This window comes from Comamonas odontotermitis (genome assembly GCF_020080045.1).
In the GTDB taxonomy this organism is placed as follows: Bacteria; Pseudomonadota; Gammaproteobacteria; order Burkholderiales; family Burkholderiaceae_C; genus Comamonas; species Comamonas odontotermitis.
On the sequence record NZ_CP083451.1, the window covers coordinates 3,139,144 to 3,156,084 of the forward strand.

The 16,941-nt window shown below is 63.9% G+C and carries 13 protein-coding genes; 6 read left to right on the forward strand and 7 right to left on the reverse strand.

Annotated features, from left to right (window positions below; genetic code table 11):
* Window positions 1-109 precede the first annotated feature (109 nt).
* The 4 genes from LAD35_RS14460 to LAD35_RS14475 all read right to left on the reverse strand — a co-directional run bounded on the left by LAD35_RS14460 (window position 110) and on the right by LAD35_RS14475 (window position 5,175).
* Window positions 110-1,675: a DHA2 family efflux MFS transporter permease subunit gene (locus tag LAD35_RS14460; protein WP_224149715.1), complete on the reverse strand. Its 1,566-nt coding sequence runs from the start codon at window positions 1,673-1,675 to the stop codon at window positions 110-112.
* Window positions 1,676-1,727: 52 nt separating this feature from the next.
* A complete protein-coding gene (locus LAD35_RS14465; protein ID WP_224149716.1) occupies window positions 1,728-2,969 on the reverse strand; it encodes an HlyD family secretion protein in 1,242 nt (413 codons plus the stop codon).
* 92 nt (window positions 2,970-3,061) lie between these two features.
* The gene (locus tag LAD35_RS14470) at window positions 3,062-4,567 is read right to left on the reverse strand and encodes an efflux transporter outer membrane subunit (RefSeq protein ID WP_224149717.1); all 1,506 of its coding nucleotides are present in this window, start codon (window positions 4,565-4,567) and stop codon (window positions 3,062-3,064) included.
* Entirely contained in the window at window positions 4,564-5,175 is a 612-nt protein-coding gene (locus LAD35_RS14475) for a MarR family winged helix-turn-helix transcriptional regulator (RefSeq protein WP_224149718.1), read from the reverse strand. Before LAD35_RS14475 ends, LAD35_RS14470 begins: the two co-directional genes overlap by 4 nt.
* A 480-nt stretch (window positions 5,176-5,655) precedes the next feature.
* On the opposite strand from LAD35_RS14475, the gene gdhA reads away from it, so the two are divergent.
* Both gdhA and miaA read left to right on the forward strand, forming a co-directional pair.
* Window positions 5,656-7,002 (forward strand): NADP-specific glutamate dehydrogenase, encoded by a 1,347-nt coding sequence (gdhA, locus tag LAD35_RS14480; protein WP_224149719.1) that lies wholly within the window; start codon window positions 5,656-5,658, stop codon window positions 7,000-7,002.
* A 228-nt stretch (window positions 7,003-7,230) separates the two neighbouring features.
* The gene (gene miaA, locus LAD35_RS14485; RefSeq protein WP_224149720.1) at window positions 7,231-8,259 is read left to right on the forward strand and encodes a tRNA (adenosine(37)-N6)-dimethylallyltransferase MiaA; all 1,029 of its coding nucleotides are present in this window, start codon (window positions 7,231-7,233) and stop codon (window positions 8,257-8,259) included.
* Between the two features lie 249 nt (window positions 8,260-8,508).
* Here the strand turns inward: miaA and LAD35_RS14490 are convergent, their stop codons facing one another.
* Window positions 8,509-9,708, reverse strand: a complete 1,200-nt coding sequence (locus LAD35_RS14490) for an MFS transporter (RefSeq protein ID WP_317986710.1) — start codon at window positions 9,706-9,708, stop codon at window positions 8,509-8,511.
* Window positions 9,709-9,891: 183 nt separating this feature from the next.
* Here LAD35_RS14490 and LAD35_RS14495 point away from each other — a divergent pair, with 183 nt between their 5' ends.
* Window positions 9,892-10,338, forward strand: coding sequence for a winged helix-turn-helix transcriptional regulator (locus LAD35_RS14495; RefSeq protein WP_224152719.1), 447 nt, complete (start codon window positions 9,892-9,894; stop codon window positions 10,336-10,338).
* Between the two features lie 54 nt (window positions 10,339-10,392).
* Here the strand turns inward: LAD35_RS14495 and cysE are convergent, their stop codons facing one another.
* Both cysE and LAD35_RS14505 read right to left on the reverse strand, forming a co-directional pair.
* A complete protein-coding gene (gene cysE, locus LAD35_RS14500) occupies window positions 10,393-11,172 on the reverse strand; it encodes a serine O-acetyltransferase (RefSeq protein ID WP_224149721.1) in 780 nt (259 codons plus the stop codon).
* A gap of 40 nt (window positions 11,173-11,212) precedes the next feature.
* A complete protein-coding gene (locus LAD35_RS14505; RefSeq protein ID WP_224149722.1) occupies window positions 11,213-12,025 on the reverse strand; it encodes an RNA methyltransferase in 813 nt (270 codons plus the stop codon).
* Window positions 12,026-12,187: 162 nt separating this feature from the next.
* Here LAD35_RS14505 and LAD35_RS14510 point away from each other — a divergent pair, with 162 nt between their 5' ends.
* The 3 genes from LAD35_RS14510 (at window position 12,188) to LAD35_RS14520 (ending at window position 16,935) form a co-directional block, all read left to right on the forward strand.
* Entirely contained in the window at window positions 12,188-13,105 is a 918-nt protein-coding gene (locus tag LAD35_RS14510) for an inositol monophosphatase family protein (protein WP_224149723.1), read from the forward strand.
* Window positions 13,106-13,456: 351 nt separating this feature from the next.
* Window positions 13,457-16,114 carry a DNA mismatch repair protein MutS gene (gene mutS, locus LAD35_RS14515; RefSeq protein WP_224149724.1) on the forward strand — a complete coding sequence of 886 codons (2,658 nt, stop codon included), beginning with the start codon at window positions 13,457-13,459 and terminating at the stop codon, window positions 16,112-16,114.
* Entirely contained in the window at window positions 16,111-16,935 is an 825-nt protein-coding gene (locus LAD35_RS14520; protein WP_184711166.1) for a proteasome-type protease, read from the forward strand. Before mutS ends, LAD35_RS14520 begins: the two co-directional genes overlap by 4 nt.
* Window positions 16,936-16,941: the final 6 nt, after the last annotated feature.

Genomic DNA, 16,941 nt, shown 5'->3' on the forward strand with positions numbered 1-16,941 from the left:
TTCTTTCCGCACAAGCCCCAAAAAACGAAGAGCGCCGTCGGCGCTCTTCGTTGCTTATTGCAGCCCTGGTGCCGATCCGGTCAGCACCATTGCCGTCGGCATTACCGCATCAGTGCGCAGCCGCTGCAGCATCTGCGCCACCGCCGCCGTGGCCTTTGGGGCCCTTGGCCAGCCATACAAGCGGTATCAGCAGCAGGAACAGCACCGACGACGCCCAGAAGATATCGTTGGCCGCCAGCATGAAAGCCTGCTGGTTGACCATGCGGTCCACCTGCGCCAGCGCTTGCTGCAGGCTCAGCCCTGTAGCCTGCAGACCCTGCACCACCTGCGCCGTCGGGCCATCGCCCAGCGTGATGTGCTCCACCAGCTGCGCATGGTGCAGGCTGGCGCGGCGCTCCCACAGCGTGGTTGAAATCGAGGTGCCGACCGCACCGCAAGTGATACGCACGAAGTTCGACAGTCCCGACGCGCTGGGCATCTTCTCGGGCGGAATTTCGCTGAGCGTGATCGTCATCAAGGGAATGAAGAAGCCCGCCATGGCAATACCCTGCACGATGGTAGGAATCATGATGGTGGTCAAGTCGACCTGGGTATTGAAGCGCGCACGCATCCACATCACGATGCCGAACACCAGGAACGACGCGGTCGCATAGCGGCGCGGATCGACCTTGTGGATCGTCTTGCCCACCACGGGCGACAGCACCATCGCCAACAAGCCCACCGGCGCCATCACCATGCCCGCGTCAGTTGCGGTATAGCCCATGAACTGCTGCAGCCACAGCGGCAGCAGCACCACATTGCCAAAGAACAGGCCGTAGCCGACCGAGATGGCCAGCGTGCCCGCCCAGAAGTTGCGGTTCTTGAACAGGCGCAGATCAACCACCGGATGCTTGTCGCCCAGCTCCCAGATCAGGAAATAGGCAAACCCCACCACGGCAGTCACCGCGCAGGCCACCACCATCGGCGACTGAAACCAGTCGTGCTCCTTGCCGATGTCGAGCATGATCTGCATGGCCGAGATCCACACCACCAGAAGCCCCAGGCCAATGGCGTCGATGGGCAGCGCCTTGCGCGGCGTATCTCGGTGGCGGAAGATGAGCCAGGTGGCGAATACCGCCAGAATGCCGACGGGCACGTTGATGTAGAAGATCCATGGCCAGCTCATGTTGTCGGTGATCCAGCCGCCCAGCAGCGGCCCCATCACCGGCGCGATGAGGGTGGTCATCGACCAGAAGGCCATGGCCGTGCCCGCCATGGCACGCGGGTAGCTGGCCAGCAGGAGCGACTGCGACAGCGGAATCATGGGCCCTGCCACAAAGCCCTGCAGCACGCGAAAGGCGATCAGCGAACTCATGTTGGGCGCCAGGCCGCACAGCCACGACGAGATCACGAACAGCACCACGCTGAGCATGAACAGCCGCACCTGGCCAAAGCGCATCGACAGCCAGCCAGTGAGCGGCACCGAGATCGCATTGGCCACGGCAAAGCTGGTGATCACCCAGGTGCCCTGGTTGGCGCTGACGCCCAGGTCGCCCGCAATTGCAGGCAGCGACACATTCGCAATCGAGGTGTCGAGCACATTCATGAACACTGCAGCCGACAGTGCCAGGGTGCCAATGAGCCGCGCCGAGCCTTCGAGCGGCGGGTGCGGCAATGTGGGATTGGAAGTTGCCATAACGCATCCTCGGGCTGCCCTGCGGGCCGCCCCTAGTCAATCAATGGCGCGCTTACAGGTGCTTGCCGGCGTTGTTGGTGATGACTTCTGCAATCACCGCGTCAGCGCCCTTGTCCTGCACGTCATACACATTGGTCTGCACCAGCGGCTCCTTGCGCGGCACTTCGGCCAGCAGCTTGCCATCCTGGTTCTGGATATCGACGTCCACCAGCATCGACAAACCTACGCGCAGCGGATGCGCTTCCAGCTGCTTGGGATCGAGCGCAATGCGCACCGGCACGCGCTGCACCACCTTGATCCAGTTGCCTGTGGCGTTCTGCGCAGGCAGCAGCGAGAAGGCCGAGCCGGTGCCCACGCCCAGGCCTTCCACCGTGCCGGTGTATTCGATCTTCTTGCCATACAGGTCGGCCGTCATCTTGACGGGCTGGCCCAGGCGCAGGTTGCGCAGCTGGTTTTCCTTGAAGTTGGCTTCCACCCACAGCTGGTTCATCGGCACCACGGTCATCAGCGGCGTGCCGGGCGCCACGCGCTGGCCCACCTGTACCGAGCGCTTGCCGACCACGCCCGAGACGGGCGAGACCAGCTCCACCCGCTGCATGGCCAGGTAGGCCTCGCGCACCTTGGCAGCCGCTGCCTGCACATTGGGGTGCTCGTTCACGCTGATGCCTTCAGTCAGCGACTGGTTGCTGGCCAACTGCTCGCGCGCAGTGCTCACGGCAGCCTGCGCTGCGGTAACGGCGGCCTGCGCCGCATCCACCTGGCTTTGCGCATGGCTCAGCTCTTCCTTGGACACGGCGCCGTTGCCGGTCAGCGCCTGGCGGCGCTTGAGGTCGTTCTGGGCGCGGGCCAGATCGTTCCTGGCCTTGGAGACTTCGGCCTGGCGCTGCGCGATCTGGGCGGTGTACGAGCCGTTGTTCACATACAGCGTGCGCACCTGGCGCACGGCCTGGGCGAGGTTGGCCTTGGCCTGCTCAAACGCCACCTTGGCGTCTGCCGGGTCCAGGCGCACCATGATCTGGCCTTCCTTCACATAGTCGGTATCGTCGGCCATGATGGACTGCACCGTGCCTGCCGTCTGCGGCGCGATCTGCACGATATTGCCCTGTACGTAGGCGTTGTCGGTTTCCTCGAAATGGCTGTTCACCATCCAGTCGTAGATGCCGTAGGCGGCGCCCAGCACGACGACGAGGCCGGTCAGGCGGAACAGCCATTTCTTGCGAGGGCTGGAAGATGCGGTGACCGGTTCGGCCTGTGGTGCGGCGGTCTGGGAAGCGGGAGCGTTGGTGTTTGACATGGTGTTGCGTTGCGGTTTTGGACCGGGGGCTCACCCCGGTATTGCTTATGGGTGCGGTACGCGGTATCGATATCGCTGTTATCCGGACGGGATCAGCTGGCTTTCTTCTGGCTGGCTGCGGTGTCGATGGCGGCTGCTGACGGCTCCGGATCGCTGTAGCCACCGCCCAGCGCCTGGGCCAGCGCAGCGTTGGTCTGCAGGATGCGTGCCTCGATATCGACCGACTGGCGGCGCTGGGCCAGCACATTCGTTTCGGCCGACAGCACGTTCAGATAGGTACCCAGCCCTGCGGCGTAGCGCTGGTTGGCGATGTCGAGCGCGCTTTGCGCCGCGTCGGCTGCCTTGCGCTGCTCGGGCAACTGGGCATAGGCCGACTTCGCGGAGGCAATCTGGTCGGCCACATCGTGCACGGCATTGATGACGGCCTGGTTATAGCCCTCCACCGCCACGTCGTAATCGGCCGACTTGCCGCGCAGGTTGGCACGCAGCAGGCCTGAGTCAAAGATCGGCAGGCTCAGCGCCGGGCCCACGCCCCATTCACGTGCATTGGTCTTGGCAAAATTGTTGAAGCCGATGCTCGACAGGCCGATGAAGGCCGTCAGGTTGATGTCCGGATAGAACTCCGCCTTGGCCTCGGCAATGCTCCTGTCTGCGGCTTCCACGCGCCAGCGCGCAGCCACAACGTCGGCGCGGCGGCCCAGCAGGCTGGCAGACAGCTGCTGCGGAAACTGCGGCAGTTTCAGGCTGGCAATCGGGGCCGCCTGCAGGTTCTGTCCGTTTCCGGGCTGGCCCACCAGCGCCGCCAGTGCGTTCTGCGCCAGGTGCTTTTGCTCGCGCACCTGTTCCAGCTGCACGCGCGCCTCGGGCACGCCGCTTTCACTCTGGCGCACTTCCAGGGTGGTATCGAGGCCTGCGCTGTAGCGGTCGCGTACCAGCTTGAGGGTATGTTCACGCTGGGCAATGGCCCGTTCGGCCACCGTTTCCTGCGCCTGCCAGCGCGACAGTTGCACATAGGCCTGCACCACGTTGCTGGCCAGAAGCACGCGGGCGGCATCCCGATCGGCCTGCGCTGCGCGGGCAGAGCCCACCGCAGCGTCCAGCGCCGCGCGGTGCTTGCCAAACAGGTCGAGCGACCAGCTTCCGTTGATCCGCGCCTCTGCAGTGCTGTAGTTGTGGCCGGCAATTGGCGGCGGAATCAGGCCGTTGGCCGGTGCATGGTTGCGGTTGGCCGTGGCCTGGCCGTTCACCTGCGGGCCGTCGGCTGCGTCGCTCACCTGGGCCATGGCCCAGGCCTTGCGAATGCGGGCCTCGGCAACCTTGAGGCTCGGCCCGTCTGCCAGCGCCGTCTCCACCAACTGGTTCAGGTGCGAATCGCCCAAGGCCGTCCACCACTGTGCATCGACCGGCGCCACGGCTGCGGCCTGGTCGGCAGCAGACGGCTCCACCACCAAGCCCAGCGACTGCGGAGAGCGCGCGGAGGCTTCGGTGTGGATGCCACCCATATCGGCGCATCCAGCTATGAAAGTAGTAGCTGCAAGCGCAATGGCAGAAAGCGCTAGTTGGCGATTTCGTGCATAAAGAGGAAAACTGCGATTCATAAGGCCCTCTCCTTGCCGGGCGTGCTGGGGGTATCGGTGGTGGTGTCTGCTGCGGCGTGGCATGGGCCGTTGGCGTCGGGCAGGCACATCTCGCTGTTCAAGGTCTGGGGCATGGCTTCATAGATGCGGCGCAGATAGCTCTGGAACTGGGCCAGCTCATCAGGTGCCAGCGGGCTGAGCGCCGCGTGATTGACGCTCTTGACGATGTCAGGCACCTGCACCGCAGCACGCATGCCTTCTTCGGTGAGCCGCAGGCGCACCACGCGGCGGTCGTCGGTGCTGCGTTCGCGTTCGATGATGCCTTTTTCCACCAGGCGGTCCACCAGGCGCGTCATGGCTCCCGGTGTCTGCATGGTGCTGCGCGCCAGATCAGCTGCAGTCTGCGCCTCGCCGCTCGCCAGACGCAGAACGGGAATCCACTGCGCCTGGGTCAAACCCAGCGGCTCCATGCGGCGATCCACTTCGGCGCGCACCACCGTAGAGATGATGCGCATCAACCAGCAGGGGAAATTGGCGGCCTTGATCGGCTCGATCGACGGACAGCCCGCCTCCAGCGAATCGCCATCGCTGTCATCCGGGCCGTGGTCTTGCACGCGAGGATCGGACATGCGCAAACCTCTTTCATATGAAATTATTTACAACGCAATGATTATGCAATCATTCATTGCCTAGGCAATATCATGTCTTGTGAAAGACCCTGGCCGGATATCAGACTTGTGCAGCGCAGCATCCGCCTTTCTGACGACCTGCGGCACATCGGCGACAGCACCTGCTCTGGGTTCGCGCCAGCCAGCTCCATGCCCCACCCATCCAAGCCCTGATCACCCGGAATGCACTGTTTCAGGGCATTTCCAGCCATTGAGCAGCGGCAAGCACCGCCCCACCAAACCCCGCAAAGCGTAGTGATGCCTTCATTTGGCGCCCCGGTTTCCATACGCATTGCGCAGGACACTTTTTACTTTATGCATCAGTGCATGCAGATTCGGCATAATGTCCGTTTTAGTGCGATGACGCACCATCGCTGTGCATACCTCCGGCAACCGTACGAAAACGGTGCACTCCGGCCTTAGCCCTTGAAAGATCTGTCCATGCAACACCAGTCCCTGGAGCAATTTCTCGCCTACGTCGAACAGCGCAACCCCGGCCAGCCCGAGTTCCTGCAGGCCGTCACCGAAGTGATGGAGAGCCTGTGGCCCTTCATCCAGAAAAACCCACGGTACGCCGAACACAGCCTGCTGGAGCGCCTGGTCGAGCCCGAGCGCGTGGTGAGCTTTCGCGTGAGCTGGGTGGACGACCACGGCAAGGTGCAGGTCAACCGCGGCTACCGCATCCAGCACAGCATGGCCATCGGCCCCTACAAGGGTGGCCTGCGCTTTCACCCCTCGGTCAACCTGTCGGTGCTCAAGTTCCTGGCGTTTGAACAGACCTTCAAGAACGCGCTGACCACCCTGCCCATGGGCGGCGGCAAGGGCGGCTCCGATTTCGACCCCAAGGGCAAGAGCGAAGCCGAAGTGATGCGCTTCTGCCAGTCCTTCGTGTCGGAGCTCTTCCGCCACGTGGGCGCCGACACCGACGTGCCTGCAGGCGACATCGGTGTGGGTGGCCGCGAAGTGGGCTTCATGGCAGGCATGTACAAGAAGCTGGCCAACCGTGCCGACTGCGTCTTCACCGGCAAGGGCCTGTCGTTTGGCGGCTCGCTCATCCGCCCCGAAGCCACCGGCTTTGGCACGGTCTACTTTGCGCAGGAAATGCTCAAGACCCAGGGCAAGGGCTTCGAAGGCCTGACCGTCTCCGTCTCGGGCTCGGGCAATGTGGCGCAGTTCGCCATCGACAAGGCCATGGCACTGGGCGCCAAGGTGGTGTCGGCATCCGACTCCAGCGGCACCATTTACGACCCCGCAGGCTTTGACGGCGACAAGCTGATCAAGTTGATGGAAGTCAAGAACAAGCACTATGGCCGCGTGGCCGACTACGCCAAGCAGGTTGCCGGTGTGCAGTACTTTGAAGGCAAGACGCCCTGGTTCATCAAGGCTGATGTGGCCCTGCCCTGCGCGACGCAGAACGAGCTGCACCTGGCCGACGCGCAGGAGTTGATCAAGAACGGCGTGCTGTGCGTAGCCGAAGGCGCCAACATGCCTTGCACGATCGAAGCTGCCAAGGCTTTCGAGAAAGCGGGCGTGCTGTACGCTCCCGGCAAGGCATCCAACGCTGGCGGTGTTGCCACCTCGGGCCTGGAAATGAGCCAGAACGCCCTGCGCCTGGGCTGGCCCGCCTCGGAAGTGGACGCACGCCTGTTCCAGATCATGGAAGGCATCCACGCGGCGTGCGTGAAGTACGGCAAGCGCGAAGACGGCACCGTCAGCTACATCGACGGCGCCAACATTGCCGGCTTTGTGAAGGTGGCCGACGCCATGCTGGCGCAAGGCGTGCTGTAAACCACAGCTCACTGCCCAGGGCGCATCGCCCGAAGGCAGCCACTTGCTCAATGCCCCCGGCGCCCTCCAGCGCCGGGGGCATTTTGCTGTTCAACACCGCAGGCCCTAAGGCAGTATCGCTTTGGGCTCCATTTTGGCTCTACACTGGCGGTTCCGCCTTACTCACGAATTGATAGCTGCCTGCGCTCGCACCCAGTGCGTCGGCAATCTTTTTCTTGCCGATCCACCGTGCCAATCGCTGCTGACTCCCCTCTGTGCCTGGGCCTGGCTGGCCCTACCGCTTCTGGCAAGACCGGTGCCGCCATTGCGCTGGCGCAGCAACTGGCTGGCGTGCGGCCGGTCGAGATCATCAGCGTCGATTCCGCCCTCATCTACCGGGGCATGGACATTGGCTCGGCCAAGCCCAGCGCCGAGGAACAGGCCGGTATCCCGCACCACCTGCTCGACATCCGCGACCCGCTGGATTCCTACAGCGCTGCCGAGTTTGTGCGCGATGCGCTGGCGCTGATTGCGCAGATTCACCAGCGCGGCGCCGTGAGCCTGCTGGTGGGCGGCACCATGCTGTACTTCAAGGCGCTGATGGACGGCATCGACGACATGCCTGCAGCCGACGCCGCCGTGCGCGCCGCACTGGATGCCGAAGCCGCCGCGCACGGCTGGCCGCACATGCATGCACTGCTCGCCCAGGTAGACCCCGCGACCGCGCAGCGCCTGGCCCCCGGCGACAGCCAGCGGGTGCAGCGCGCGCTGGAAGTGTGGCGCATCACGGGCAAACCGCTCTCCTATTTCCATGCGCAGGAAAAACGCCCTTCGCCACTGCTGCAACTGGCTCCTGGCTTTCAGCTCTTCAGCCTGGAGCCCGCCGAGCGCGCCTGGCTGCACGAACGCATTGCCCTGCGCTACGACCAGATGCTGGCACAGAACTTTCTGGCCGAAATGCTGCAGTTGCGCGCGCGCGGCGATCTGCACCTGAATCTGCCATCGATGCGCTGCGTAGGCTACCGCCAGATGTGGGAAATGCTCGACTCCTGCGCTGCGCAGGGCATCAGCGTGGCCACCCAGGCTGATGTGCCGCCCGCATTGTGGGCGGACATGCGCGAGCGCGGTATCGCCGCCACCCGCCAGCTGGCCAAGCGGCAAATCACCTGGCTGCGCAGCATGCCGCAGCGCCACACCATTGCCTGCGACACCCCCGATGCGCAGGAGCAATGGCTGGCAGCCGCACGGCAGCAGCTCGCTTCATTCGGCAGGATTTAGAGCCGCTAACACAACCCAGCAAATCGTAGATTTGCGGTTGAGACGAGGCGCCGGGCCGCGTTAGGCGAAGCCGCAGGCAGTACAGACGTACGACAAGGCTGGGCGCCCCCGACGAAGCAACGACGTATCAAGGGTTGTGTTAGCGGCTCTTAGAAAAAATGCCTCATGGCGCTTATGCAGCAAGCGCGCGGTATTCAAAAAATATAGCACTGACTGCTTGCAGCCCCCTGGCCAGAGAACCAGCAGGCATCAGCCGACCGCCTCCACCTCCATATACCGCCGCGTCAGCCACCAGAACATGAGCGCTGCGGCGCTGACTGCAGCGCCCAGCATGCACACACCGCGCCAGCCAGCATGCGCGTAAATGGCAGTGGCGCTGATGGCGCCCAGGCCACTGCCTACGGCATAGAACAGCATGTACGCGGCCACCAGGCGGCTGTGCGCGCCAGACTGGCGGCGGAAGATCAGGCTCTGGTTGGTGACATGCAAGGCCTGTCCACCCAGGTCCAGCAGCACAATGCCCAGCACCAGCGCCCACAGTGCCCAAGCGGAGCCAGGCGCCCAGCCCAGAGCCCCCAACGGCAGCCACGCCAACAGCAGCACCACCAGCGCGGCTGCGGAACTGCGCTGCGCAAAACCCTGGTCTGCCCAGCGCCCTGCCCGCGCGGCAGCGAGGGCCCCCGCTACTCCGGCCAGCCCGAACATACCGATGATCGTGTGCGAATAGCCAAAGGGCGCCGCCCGCAGTGGCAGAACCAGGCTGCTCCAGAAGATGCTGAAAGCGGCAAACATCAACATCGCGAGCATGCCCCGCACCTGCAAGACCCGGTCGCGGCGCAGCAGACCGCCCATGGATGCGATCAATGGCAGATAGCCGAGCGGATTGGGCTTGAGGGGCAAGGAAGGCAGGCGCCACCACAGTGGCAGGCCAATGACCACCATCATGGCTGCGGAACTGAAATAGACCCCGCGCCAGCCCGCTGCATCGCCCACCGCCCCGGCAAAGACGCGCGCCAGCAGCAAGCCGATAAAGACCCCGCCCTGCGCGCTGCCCACCACGCGGCCCTGCTCGTGGGGCTGGGCCGCGCTGGCGGCATAGGCGATCAGGCCCTGCGTCATGGCGGTGCCGAGCAAGCCGACGGCCAGCATGCCAGCCATCAACATTGCCGAAGTCTGCGCAGCGCCTACCACCAGCAGGGCCATCACCAGGCCTGCCAGCTGCCAGGCCATCAGTTGACGCCGATCAAGCCGGTCACCCAACGGTACCAGCAACAGCAAAGCCAGCGCACAGCCCAGCTGCGTCGCGGTGACCACGCCGCCCACAGCGGCGTAGCTGATGTGGAACTCCTCCGCCAGCGCATCCAGCAAGGGCTGCGCGTAATAGACGTTGGCAACGCTCATGCCGCTGGCCACCGCAAAAAGCAGCACCAGGGCAGCAGGCATGCCCATAGGTTGATCGCATGTCTGCGGCACTTGCCCCGCGGAAAACTGGTGAGGCTGGCAAGGCTGAACTTTCATCTTGCACCACTCTTTCAAAAATCTAGTTTCAAAACAAAACCAGATGCATTCTATGCAGAGTAGTTTTAAAATGCAACTACAAAGCCCGAAGCATTGCAACCCATCGAAGCGCCCATGCCCACCACTGCCCTCCCAAACCAAGAAACCTGCCCGGTTGCGCGCGCACTGGATGCCGTGGGCGACCGCTGGTCGCTGCTCATCGTGCGCGATGCTTTTGATGGCGCGCAGCGCTTCGGAGACTTTCAGCGCAGCCTGGGCGTTGCGCGCAATATCCTGTCCGACCGGCTGCGCAAGCTGGTGAATGCCGGCATCCTGCAGACGCAGCCCGCGTCAGACGGCAGCGCCTACCAGGAATACGTGCTGACGGACAAAGGCAAGCGCCTCTTTGCGGTGGTGGTGGCGCTCAGGCAATGGGGGGAGAGCGAGCTGTTCGCGCCCGGCGAGGCGCATTCCGTTCTGGTGGAAAAAAGCACGGGCGCGCCCATTCAGCGCATGGCGCCGCACCTGGAGAGCGGCCAGGAACTCCTGCCGGACGATGCAGTGGTGCGCAAGCCAGGTTAAGGCACGCCTCCCCCGGCAAGCAATGCCTGGCCTGAAATGGGACGGCAGCGCCCCTTACTTGCCCACCAGGTCGCTCAGCTTCTTGGCCTCGAACTCGGCCTCGCGCTGGGCGTCGCACGGCACACAGTCGCCCACCTTGCTTTGCACCGACAGCTTCTCGATGGCTGCCCAGAGCATGGTGATCTGCTGCTCATGCCCGGCGGCGCTGTCGATGATGCCGCGCATGGCCTTGGAGAGCGGGTCGTCTTCCTGCGTCACGCCGTAGGCGGCAAACTTCCGGTCTGTCGGGGCTTCGGTCACATCGGCGCTGGCGCCTTCCTTGGACGGGATGATGCGGGCAGGAATGCCCACAGCCGTCGCCCCTGCAGGCACCGGCTTGATGACCACGGCGTTGCTGCCGATCTTGGCGCCGTCGCCCACCTCAAAGCCGCCCAGCACCTTGGCGCCAGCAGCCACCACCACATCCTTGCCCAGCGTGGGGTGGCGCTTGGCACCCTTGTAGAGCGTAGTGCCACCCAGGGTCACGCCGTGGTAGATGGTGCAGCCATCGCCCACCACGGCCGTCTCGCCAATGACGACGCCCATGCCGTGGTCGATAAAGACATTGCGACCGATCTGCGCGCCAGGGTGGATTTCGATCCCCGTGAACCAGCGCGCCAGATGCGAGATGAAGCGCCCCGTCCACTTGAGGCCATGGTTCCAGCACCAATGCGCGGGGCGTTGCAGCCAGATGGCATGCAGGCCGGGATAACAGGTAATGACCTCCCAGCGGCTGCGGGCCGCAGGATCGCGGTCCAGGATGCACTGAATATCGGAGCGCAGGCGGTCAAACATGGAAGCGTGGAGTCTGTTTTTGTAGGGGAAGTCCCGCAGTCTAGCGGCTTGCGGCCTCTGCCGTGCGCAGCATGGCCTTGGCAACACCACGCAGTATGTGGATTTCCTCCTGGGTCAGTTGCGCGCGGTTGAACATCTGGTTGAGGCGCGGCATCAGCTTCTTGGGCGCATCGGGATCGAGAAAGCCAACCTCGACCAGAGCCTGCTGCCAGTGCGCCAGCATGCCGGCCACCTGTTGCGCATCGGCACGCTCGCCGTGCACGGCTGCATCCTGCACGGCATAGCCGCCCAGGGCCTGGCGCCAGTCATAGGCCACCACCTGCACGGCCGAAGCCAGATTGAGCGAGCCGAAATCGGGGTTGGTCGGAATCGACAGCGCCACGTGGCAGCGATACACATCCTCATTGGCCATGCCATAGCGCTCGCAGCCGAACAGAAAGGCAATGCCGGTCTCGCCGCTCAACCCGGCTGAGGGCTCACCTACCGCATTCGCTGCAGGCAAGACAGGCTGCTTTCCGCCATCCTGCTGCGCCACCAGCTCTCCTTTCAATAGCATCTCAAAATGCGCACGTGGAGTACGGGCGGGCGGGCCAAAGTCGCGCGGCGTCATCGCAGTGGCGCACAGGTGGCTCATGCCCTCCAGCGCCTCCTCCACCGTCTCCACGATGCGGCAGTTGGCCAGCACATCCAGGGCACCACTGGCACGCTGAATGGTTTCTTCCTTGCGCAGCACATTGCTCCAGCGAGGGCGCACCAGCACCAGGTCGTCAAAACCCATGGTTTTGATGGCGCGGGCAGCAGCGCCCACATTGCCAGCGTGGCTGGTTTCGATCAGGACAAAGCGGGTTTTCATAGAAATCGGAATCCAAATTCGGTCGTCCCAAGCGCGATTTTTTGCGCACGGGTACAATTTGCCCCCTATTGTCGCTGCCGCATCGTCGGCGCCGATCACCGATTGCTCTTGCCCCAGCGTCCCGCAGCGTCTTTGCTGCCACCTACTACGCCCACACAATTTATGTCGTCTTCCTCCCTGCACCCCATGCTCAATATGGCCATCAAGGCCGCTCGCGCCGCAGGCGCCATCATCAACCGTGCCGCGCTTGACGTGGAAGCGGTGCGGGTGTCGACCAAACAGGTGAACGACTTTGTGACCGAGGTGGACCAGCAGGCCGAGCAAGCCATCATCGAAACCCTGCTGACCGCCTACCCCGGCCACGGCATCCTGGCCGAGGAATCGGGCAACGAGTACGGCAACCGCAATTCCGACCACATCTGGATCATCGATCCACTGGACGGCACCACCAACTTCATCCACGGTTTTCCCGTGTACTGCGTAAGCATCGCGCTGGCGGTGAACGGCCGCATCGAGCAGGCCGTGGTGTACGACCCAACCCGCAACGACCTGTTTACCGCTACGCGTGGCCGTGGCGCCTTCCTCAATGAGCGCCGCATCCGCGTCTCCAAGCGCACCATGCTGCGTGACAGCCTGATCTCCACCGGTTTCCCCTACCGCCCTGGCGACAACCTCAAGCAGTACATGGCCATGCTGGGCGATGTGATGCAACGCACCAGCGGCGTACGCCGCCCTGGCGCTGCAGCACTGGACCTGGCCTACGTGGCTGCCGGTTTCAGCGACGGCTTCTTTGAAGCCGGCCTCAGCATCTGGGACGTGGCGGCAGGCTCTCTGCTCGTGACCGAAGCCGGCGGCCTGGTCGGCAACTTCACCGGTGAAGCCGACTTCCTGGAGCAACGCGAAATCCTGGCGGGCTCCCCCCGCATCTACGGCCAACTGGTGCCCGTGCTGACCAAATACAGCAAGTTCGCTGGCGCTGGCGACAAGGCCGCTGTACGCCAGTCGCTGGAAAACGACACTGCAGAAAGCGCTCCGCAAACCGAAGAAGGCCAGGCCCAGGAAGACGGCAAGGCCGAATAAGCCTTCGCACCGACTACAACATAACGACAAAAGCCCACAGGCCCTGCATTGGCCTGCGGGCTTTTTTCATGCGGTTGCCATAGGCCGCGCAGTTGCCAAACAACAATTTGCGCACGCGCGCCAGAGGCAATGCCCCCCTGCAAGCGGCCGCTGCCATTCGGAATCTTGCGGGCGCACACTCACATTCATCACTTTGCAGCGCTGAATGGTGCGGCCTTGCGGGTACGGTAAGATGCGCGTTTGGCCGAGGGCAGGCACGGCGGCAGACTGGCTGTGGCCGCTGCCTGGAGAGCGCAGACGCGTGCGCGTTGCCCCGGCATTTTGCAGACCCTACCCGCACCGCTCCAGACAATGGATTCAGACACCGAGAAAAATCAAACCGCCGCCAAGAAGGGGGATTTTTCATCACACACGCCAATGATGCAGCAGTACCACGCTGCAAAGGCTGACCACCCCAACACCCTGCTGTTCTACCGCATGGGGGATTTCTACGAGCTGTTCTATGGCGATGCCGAAAAGGCCGCTCAACTGCTCGACATCACGCTCACGCAGCGCGGCCAGTCGGCCGGCCAGCCGATCCCGATGGCGGGCGTACCCTTTCATGCGCTGGAGAACTACCTTGGCCGCCTGATCAAGCTGGGCGAATCCGTGGCGATCTGCGAACAGGTGGGCGAAGTTGGTGCCAGCAAGGGCCCGGTGGAGCGCAAGGTGGTGCGCGTCGTCACCCCTGGCACGGTGACCGATAGCGAATTGATGAGCGACAAGGCCGAGGCCATGTTGCTGGTGGTGCACCAGGCGCCACGCGCGCGCTGCGGCCTGGCCTGGCTCAGTGTCACGCAGGGCAAGATCTTCATGGCCGAGTGCACCAACGAAGACCTGGCCGGCTGGATGGCACGCATCGCGCCCAGCGAAGTGGCCTACAGCGCCGGTGCCACGCAGCGCTTTGAGCAAGAGCTTTACCAGATGCGCAGCAGCGGCGCACTGACCTGCCCGCTCACCCTGCGCCCCGATTGGCAGTTTGACGAAAAGCTCGGCGAACGCAAGCTGCTGGAGCAGTTGGGGGCTGCCAGCCTCCAGGCCTGGAATGCGCAAGAGTTGTACGCGGCCCACGCCGCAGCCGGTGCGCTGCTGCAGTACGCCGAACACACGCAGGGCCGCGCGCTGCCCCATGTGCACAGCATCCACGTGGTGCGCGATGATGCCCTCATCAACCTGCCCGCCACCACGCGTCGCAATCTGGAGCTGGTCAAAACCCTGCGCGGTGAAGACAGCCCGACCCTGTTCTCGCTGCTCGATACCTGCCAGACCGGCATGGGCAGCCGCCTGCTCAAGGCCTGGCTGCTGGAGCCCAGCCGCGACCGCAGCGAAGCCAGCGCACGCCTGCAGGCCATTGGCGTGCTGCGCGGCGACAGCGGCGCTGCCTCAGCCGCGCCCTGGCAGATTCTGCGTACCGAGCTCAAGGGCGTCTCCGATGTCGAACGCATTACAGCCCGCATCGCGTTGCGCCAGGTGCGCCCGCGCGAATTGGTGGCGCTGGGACTGACACTACAAAAAGCAGAGCAACTGGCGCGCAATGGTTCTGCGCCAGCACCGCTTTTGAACCAGATTTTTGATGCATTGCAGCCTCCACGCGATGCAATGGAACTGCTCATCCGATCCATCGCGCCCGAGCCTGCGGCGCTGGTGCGCGACGGCGGCGTGATCGCCAACGGCTTTGATGCCGAACTGGACGAGCTGCGTGGCATCCAGACCAATTGCGACGAGTTCCTGCTCGACCTGGAAACGCGTGAGAAGGCGCGCACCGGCATCACCAACCTGCGCGTGCAGTTCAACAAGGTGCATGGCTTCTATATTGAAGTGACCAGCAGCCATGTTGGCAAGGTGCCTGACGACTACCGCCGCCGCCAGACGCTGAAGAATGCCGAGCGCTTCATCACGCCCGAACTCAAGACCTTCGAAGACAAGGCCCTGTCCGCGCAGGAGCGCGCGCTGCAGCGCGAAAAATGGCTGTACGAGCAGGTGCTGGACCAGTTGCAGCCGCATGTCGCCCAGCTCAGCAAGGTGGCGCAAGCCATCGCGTCGCTGGATGCACTGTGTGCGCTCGCCGAACGCTCGCTCACGCTGAACTGGTGCGCCCCGCAGTTCGTGCCCGAGCCCTGCATCGACATCGATGGCGGCCGCCACCCGGTGGTGGAAGCCCGCCTGGCAGAAACCTCCAACGCCTCGTTCATCGCCAACAACACGCGCCTGTCCACCCACCAGCGGCTGCAGATCATCACCGGCCCCAACATGGGCGGTAAATCGACCTATATGCGCCAGGTGGCGCTGATCGCCCTGCTTGCCAGCATGGGCAGCTACGTGCCAGCCACGCGCTGCCTGCTCGGGCCCATCGATGCCATCCACACCCGCATTGGCGCGGCCGACGACCTGGCCAATGCGCAATCGACCTTTATGCTCGAGATGACCGAGGCCGCGCAGATTCTGCACAGCGCCACACCCAACAGCCTGGTGCTGATGGACGAAATTGGCCGCGGCACCAGCACCTTCGATGGACTGGCGCTGGCCAGCGGCATTGCCACGCACCTGCACGACAAAACCCGCGCGTTGACGCTGTTTGCCACGCACTACTTCGAGCTGACCGAGCTGCCTGCCAAGGCCAGACACGCCATCAACATGCATGTGGCAGCCACCGAAGCGGGCAGCGACATCGTGTTTCTGCACGAGCTGCAGCCCGGCCCTGCCAGCCGCAGCTATGGGGTGCAAGTGGCCAAGCTGGCCGGCATGCCCGCGCCGGTGCTCACCCACGCGCGCCATGCATTGGCGGCGCTGGAATCGCGCCAGGCCGCCAACGACACGCAGGTCGACCTCTTTGTAGAACCTGCGTCGACCGACGTACCCACGCCCAGCGCGGTGGAGGCAAAGCTGCGCGAACTGCAGCCCGACACCCTGACACCGCGCGACGCACTCGATCTTCTCTACTCCCTCAAAAGACTCGCAGACAAGTCATGACCTACTGTGTAGCGATCAAACTGAACGCCGGATTGGTGTTCCTCTCCGACTCCCGTACCAATGCGGGCCTGGACCATATCAGCACCTTCCGCAAGATGATGGTGTACGAAAAACGCGGCGAGCGCTTTCTGGTGCTCCTGTCAGCCGGCAACCTGTCGATCTCGCAATCCGTGCGCGAGATCTTGCAGACCCAGCAGCTGGAAGACGAAAACGGCGGCCCGCCGATCACGATCTGGAACGCCAAGAGCATGTTCGAGGCCACGCGCGTGCTGGGCGCGGCCGTGCGCCATGTGTATGAACGCGACGGCAAGGCGCTGGAGCGTGCCGGTGTCGATTTCAACTGCAGCCTCGTGTTTGGCGGTCAGATCGCTGGCGAGAGCCCGCGCCTCTTTCAGATGTACTCGGCCGGCAACTTCATCGAGGCCACGGCCGAGACGCCCTATTTCCAGATCGGCGAAGCCAAGTACGGCAAGCCCGTGCTTGACAGGGTGCTCACGCCCCGCACGCCCTTGAACGAAGCGGCCAAATGCGCGCTGGTGTCGATGGACAGCACCCTCAAATCCAACCTGTCGGTCGGCCTGCCGCTCGATCTGGTGGTGTACGACACCGATGCGCTGCAGTGCGACAACATTGCCTGCATTGACGAGCACAACGCCTACTTCCGCATGGTGCGCAGCACCTGGGGCGACAAGCTGCGCCAGGCCTTTGACAGCATCGACGACCCGCGCTGGGACCATGGCAACGCTGCGGACTCGATCCAGCCGACGCACAGCCACGCCAAGCCGGTCAAGAAAATCACCGATTCGCAGACGATGCTGTAAGCGGCA

Coding starts and splice junctions, on each gene's coding strand:
- LAD35_RS14460 (WP_224149715.1), bottom strand. CDS start 1,675: ATGGCAACTTCCAATCCCACATTGCCGCACCCGCCGCTCGAAGGCTCG.
- LAD35_RS14465 (WP_224149716.1), bottom strand. CDS start 2,969: ATGTCAAACACCAACGCTCCCGCTTCCCAGACCGCCGCACCACAGGCC.
- LAD35_RS14470 (WP_224149717.1), bottom strand. CDS start 4,567: ATGAATCGCAGTTTTCCTCTTTATGCACGAAATCGCCAACTAGCGCTT.
- LAD35_RS14475 (WP_224149718.1), bottom strand. CDS start 5,175: ATGTCCGATCCTCGCGTGCAAGACCACGGCCCGGATGACAGCGATGGC.
- gdhA (WP_224149719.1), top strand. CDS start 5,656: ATGCAACACCAGTCCCTGGAGCAATTTCTCGCCTACGTCGAACAGCGC.
- LAD35_RS14490 (WP_317986710.1), bottom strand. CDS start 9,708: ATGGGCATGCCTGCTGCCCTGGTGCTGCTTTTTGCGGTGGCCAGCGGC.
- LAD35_RS14495 (WP_224152719.1), top strand. CDS start 9,892: ATGCCCACCACTGCCCTCCCAAACCAAGAAACCTGCCCGGTTGCGCGC.
- cysE (WP_224149721.1), bottom strand. CDS start 11,172: ATGTTTGACCGCCTGCGCTCCGATATTCAGTGCATCCTGGACCGCGAT.
- LAD35_RS14505 (WP_224149722.1), bottom strand. CDS start 12,025: ATGAAAACCCGCTTTGTCCTGATCGAAACCAGCCACGCTGGCAATGTG.
- LAD35_RS14510 (WP_224149723.1), top strand. CDS start 12,188: ATGTCGTCTTCCTCCCTGCACCCCATGCTCAATATGGCCATCAAGGCC.
- mutS (WP_224149724.1), top strand. CDS start 13,457: ATGGATTCAGACACCGAGAAAAATCAAACCGCCGCCAAGAAGGGGGAT.
- LAD35_RS14520 (WP_184711166.1), top strand. CDS start 16,111: ATGACCTACTGTGTAGCGATCAAACTGAACGCCGGATTGGTGTTCCTC.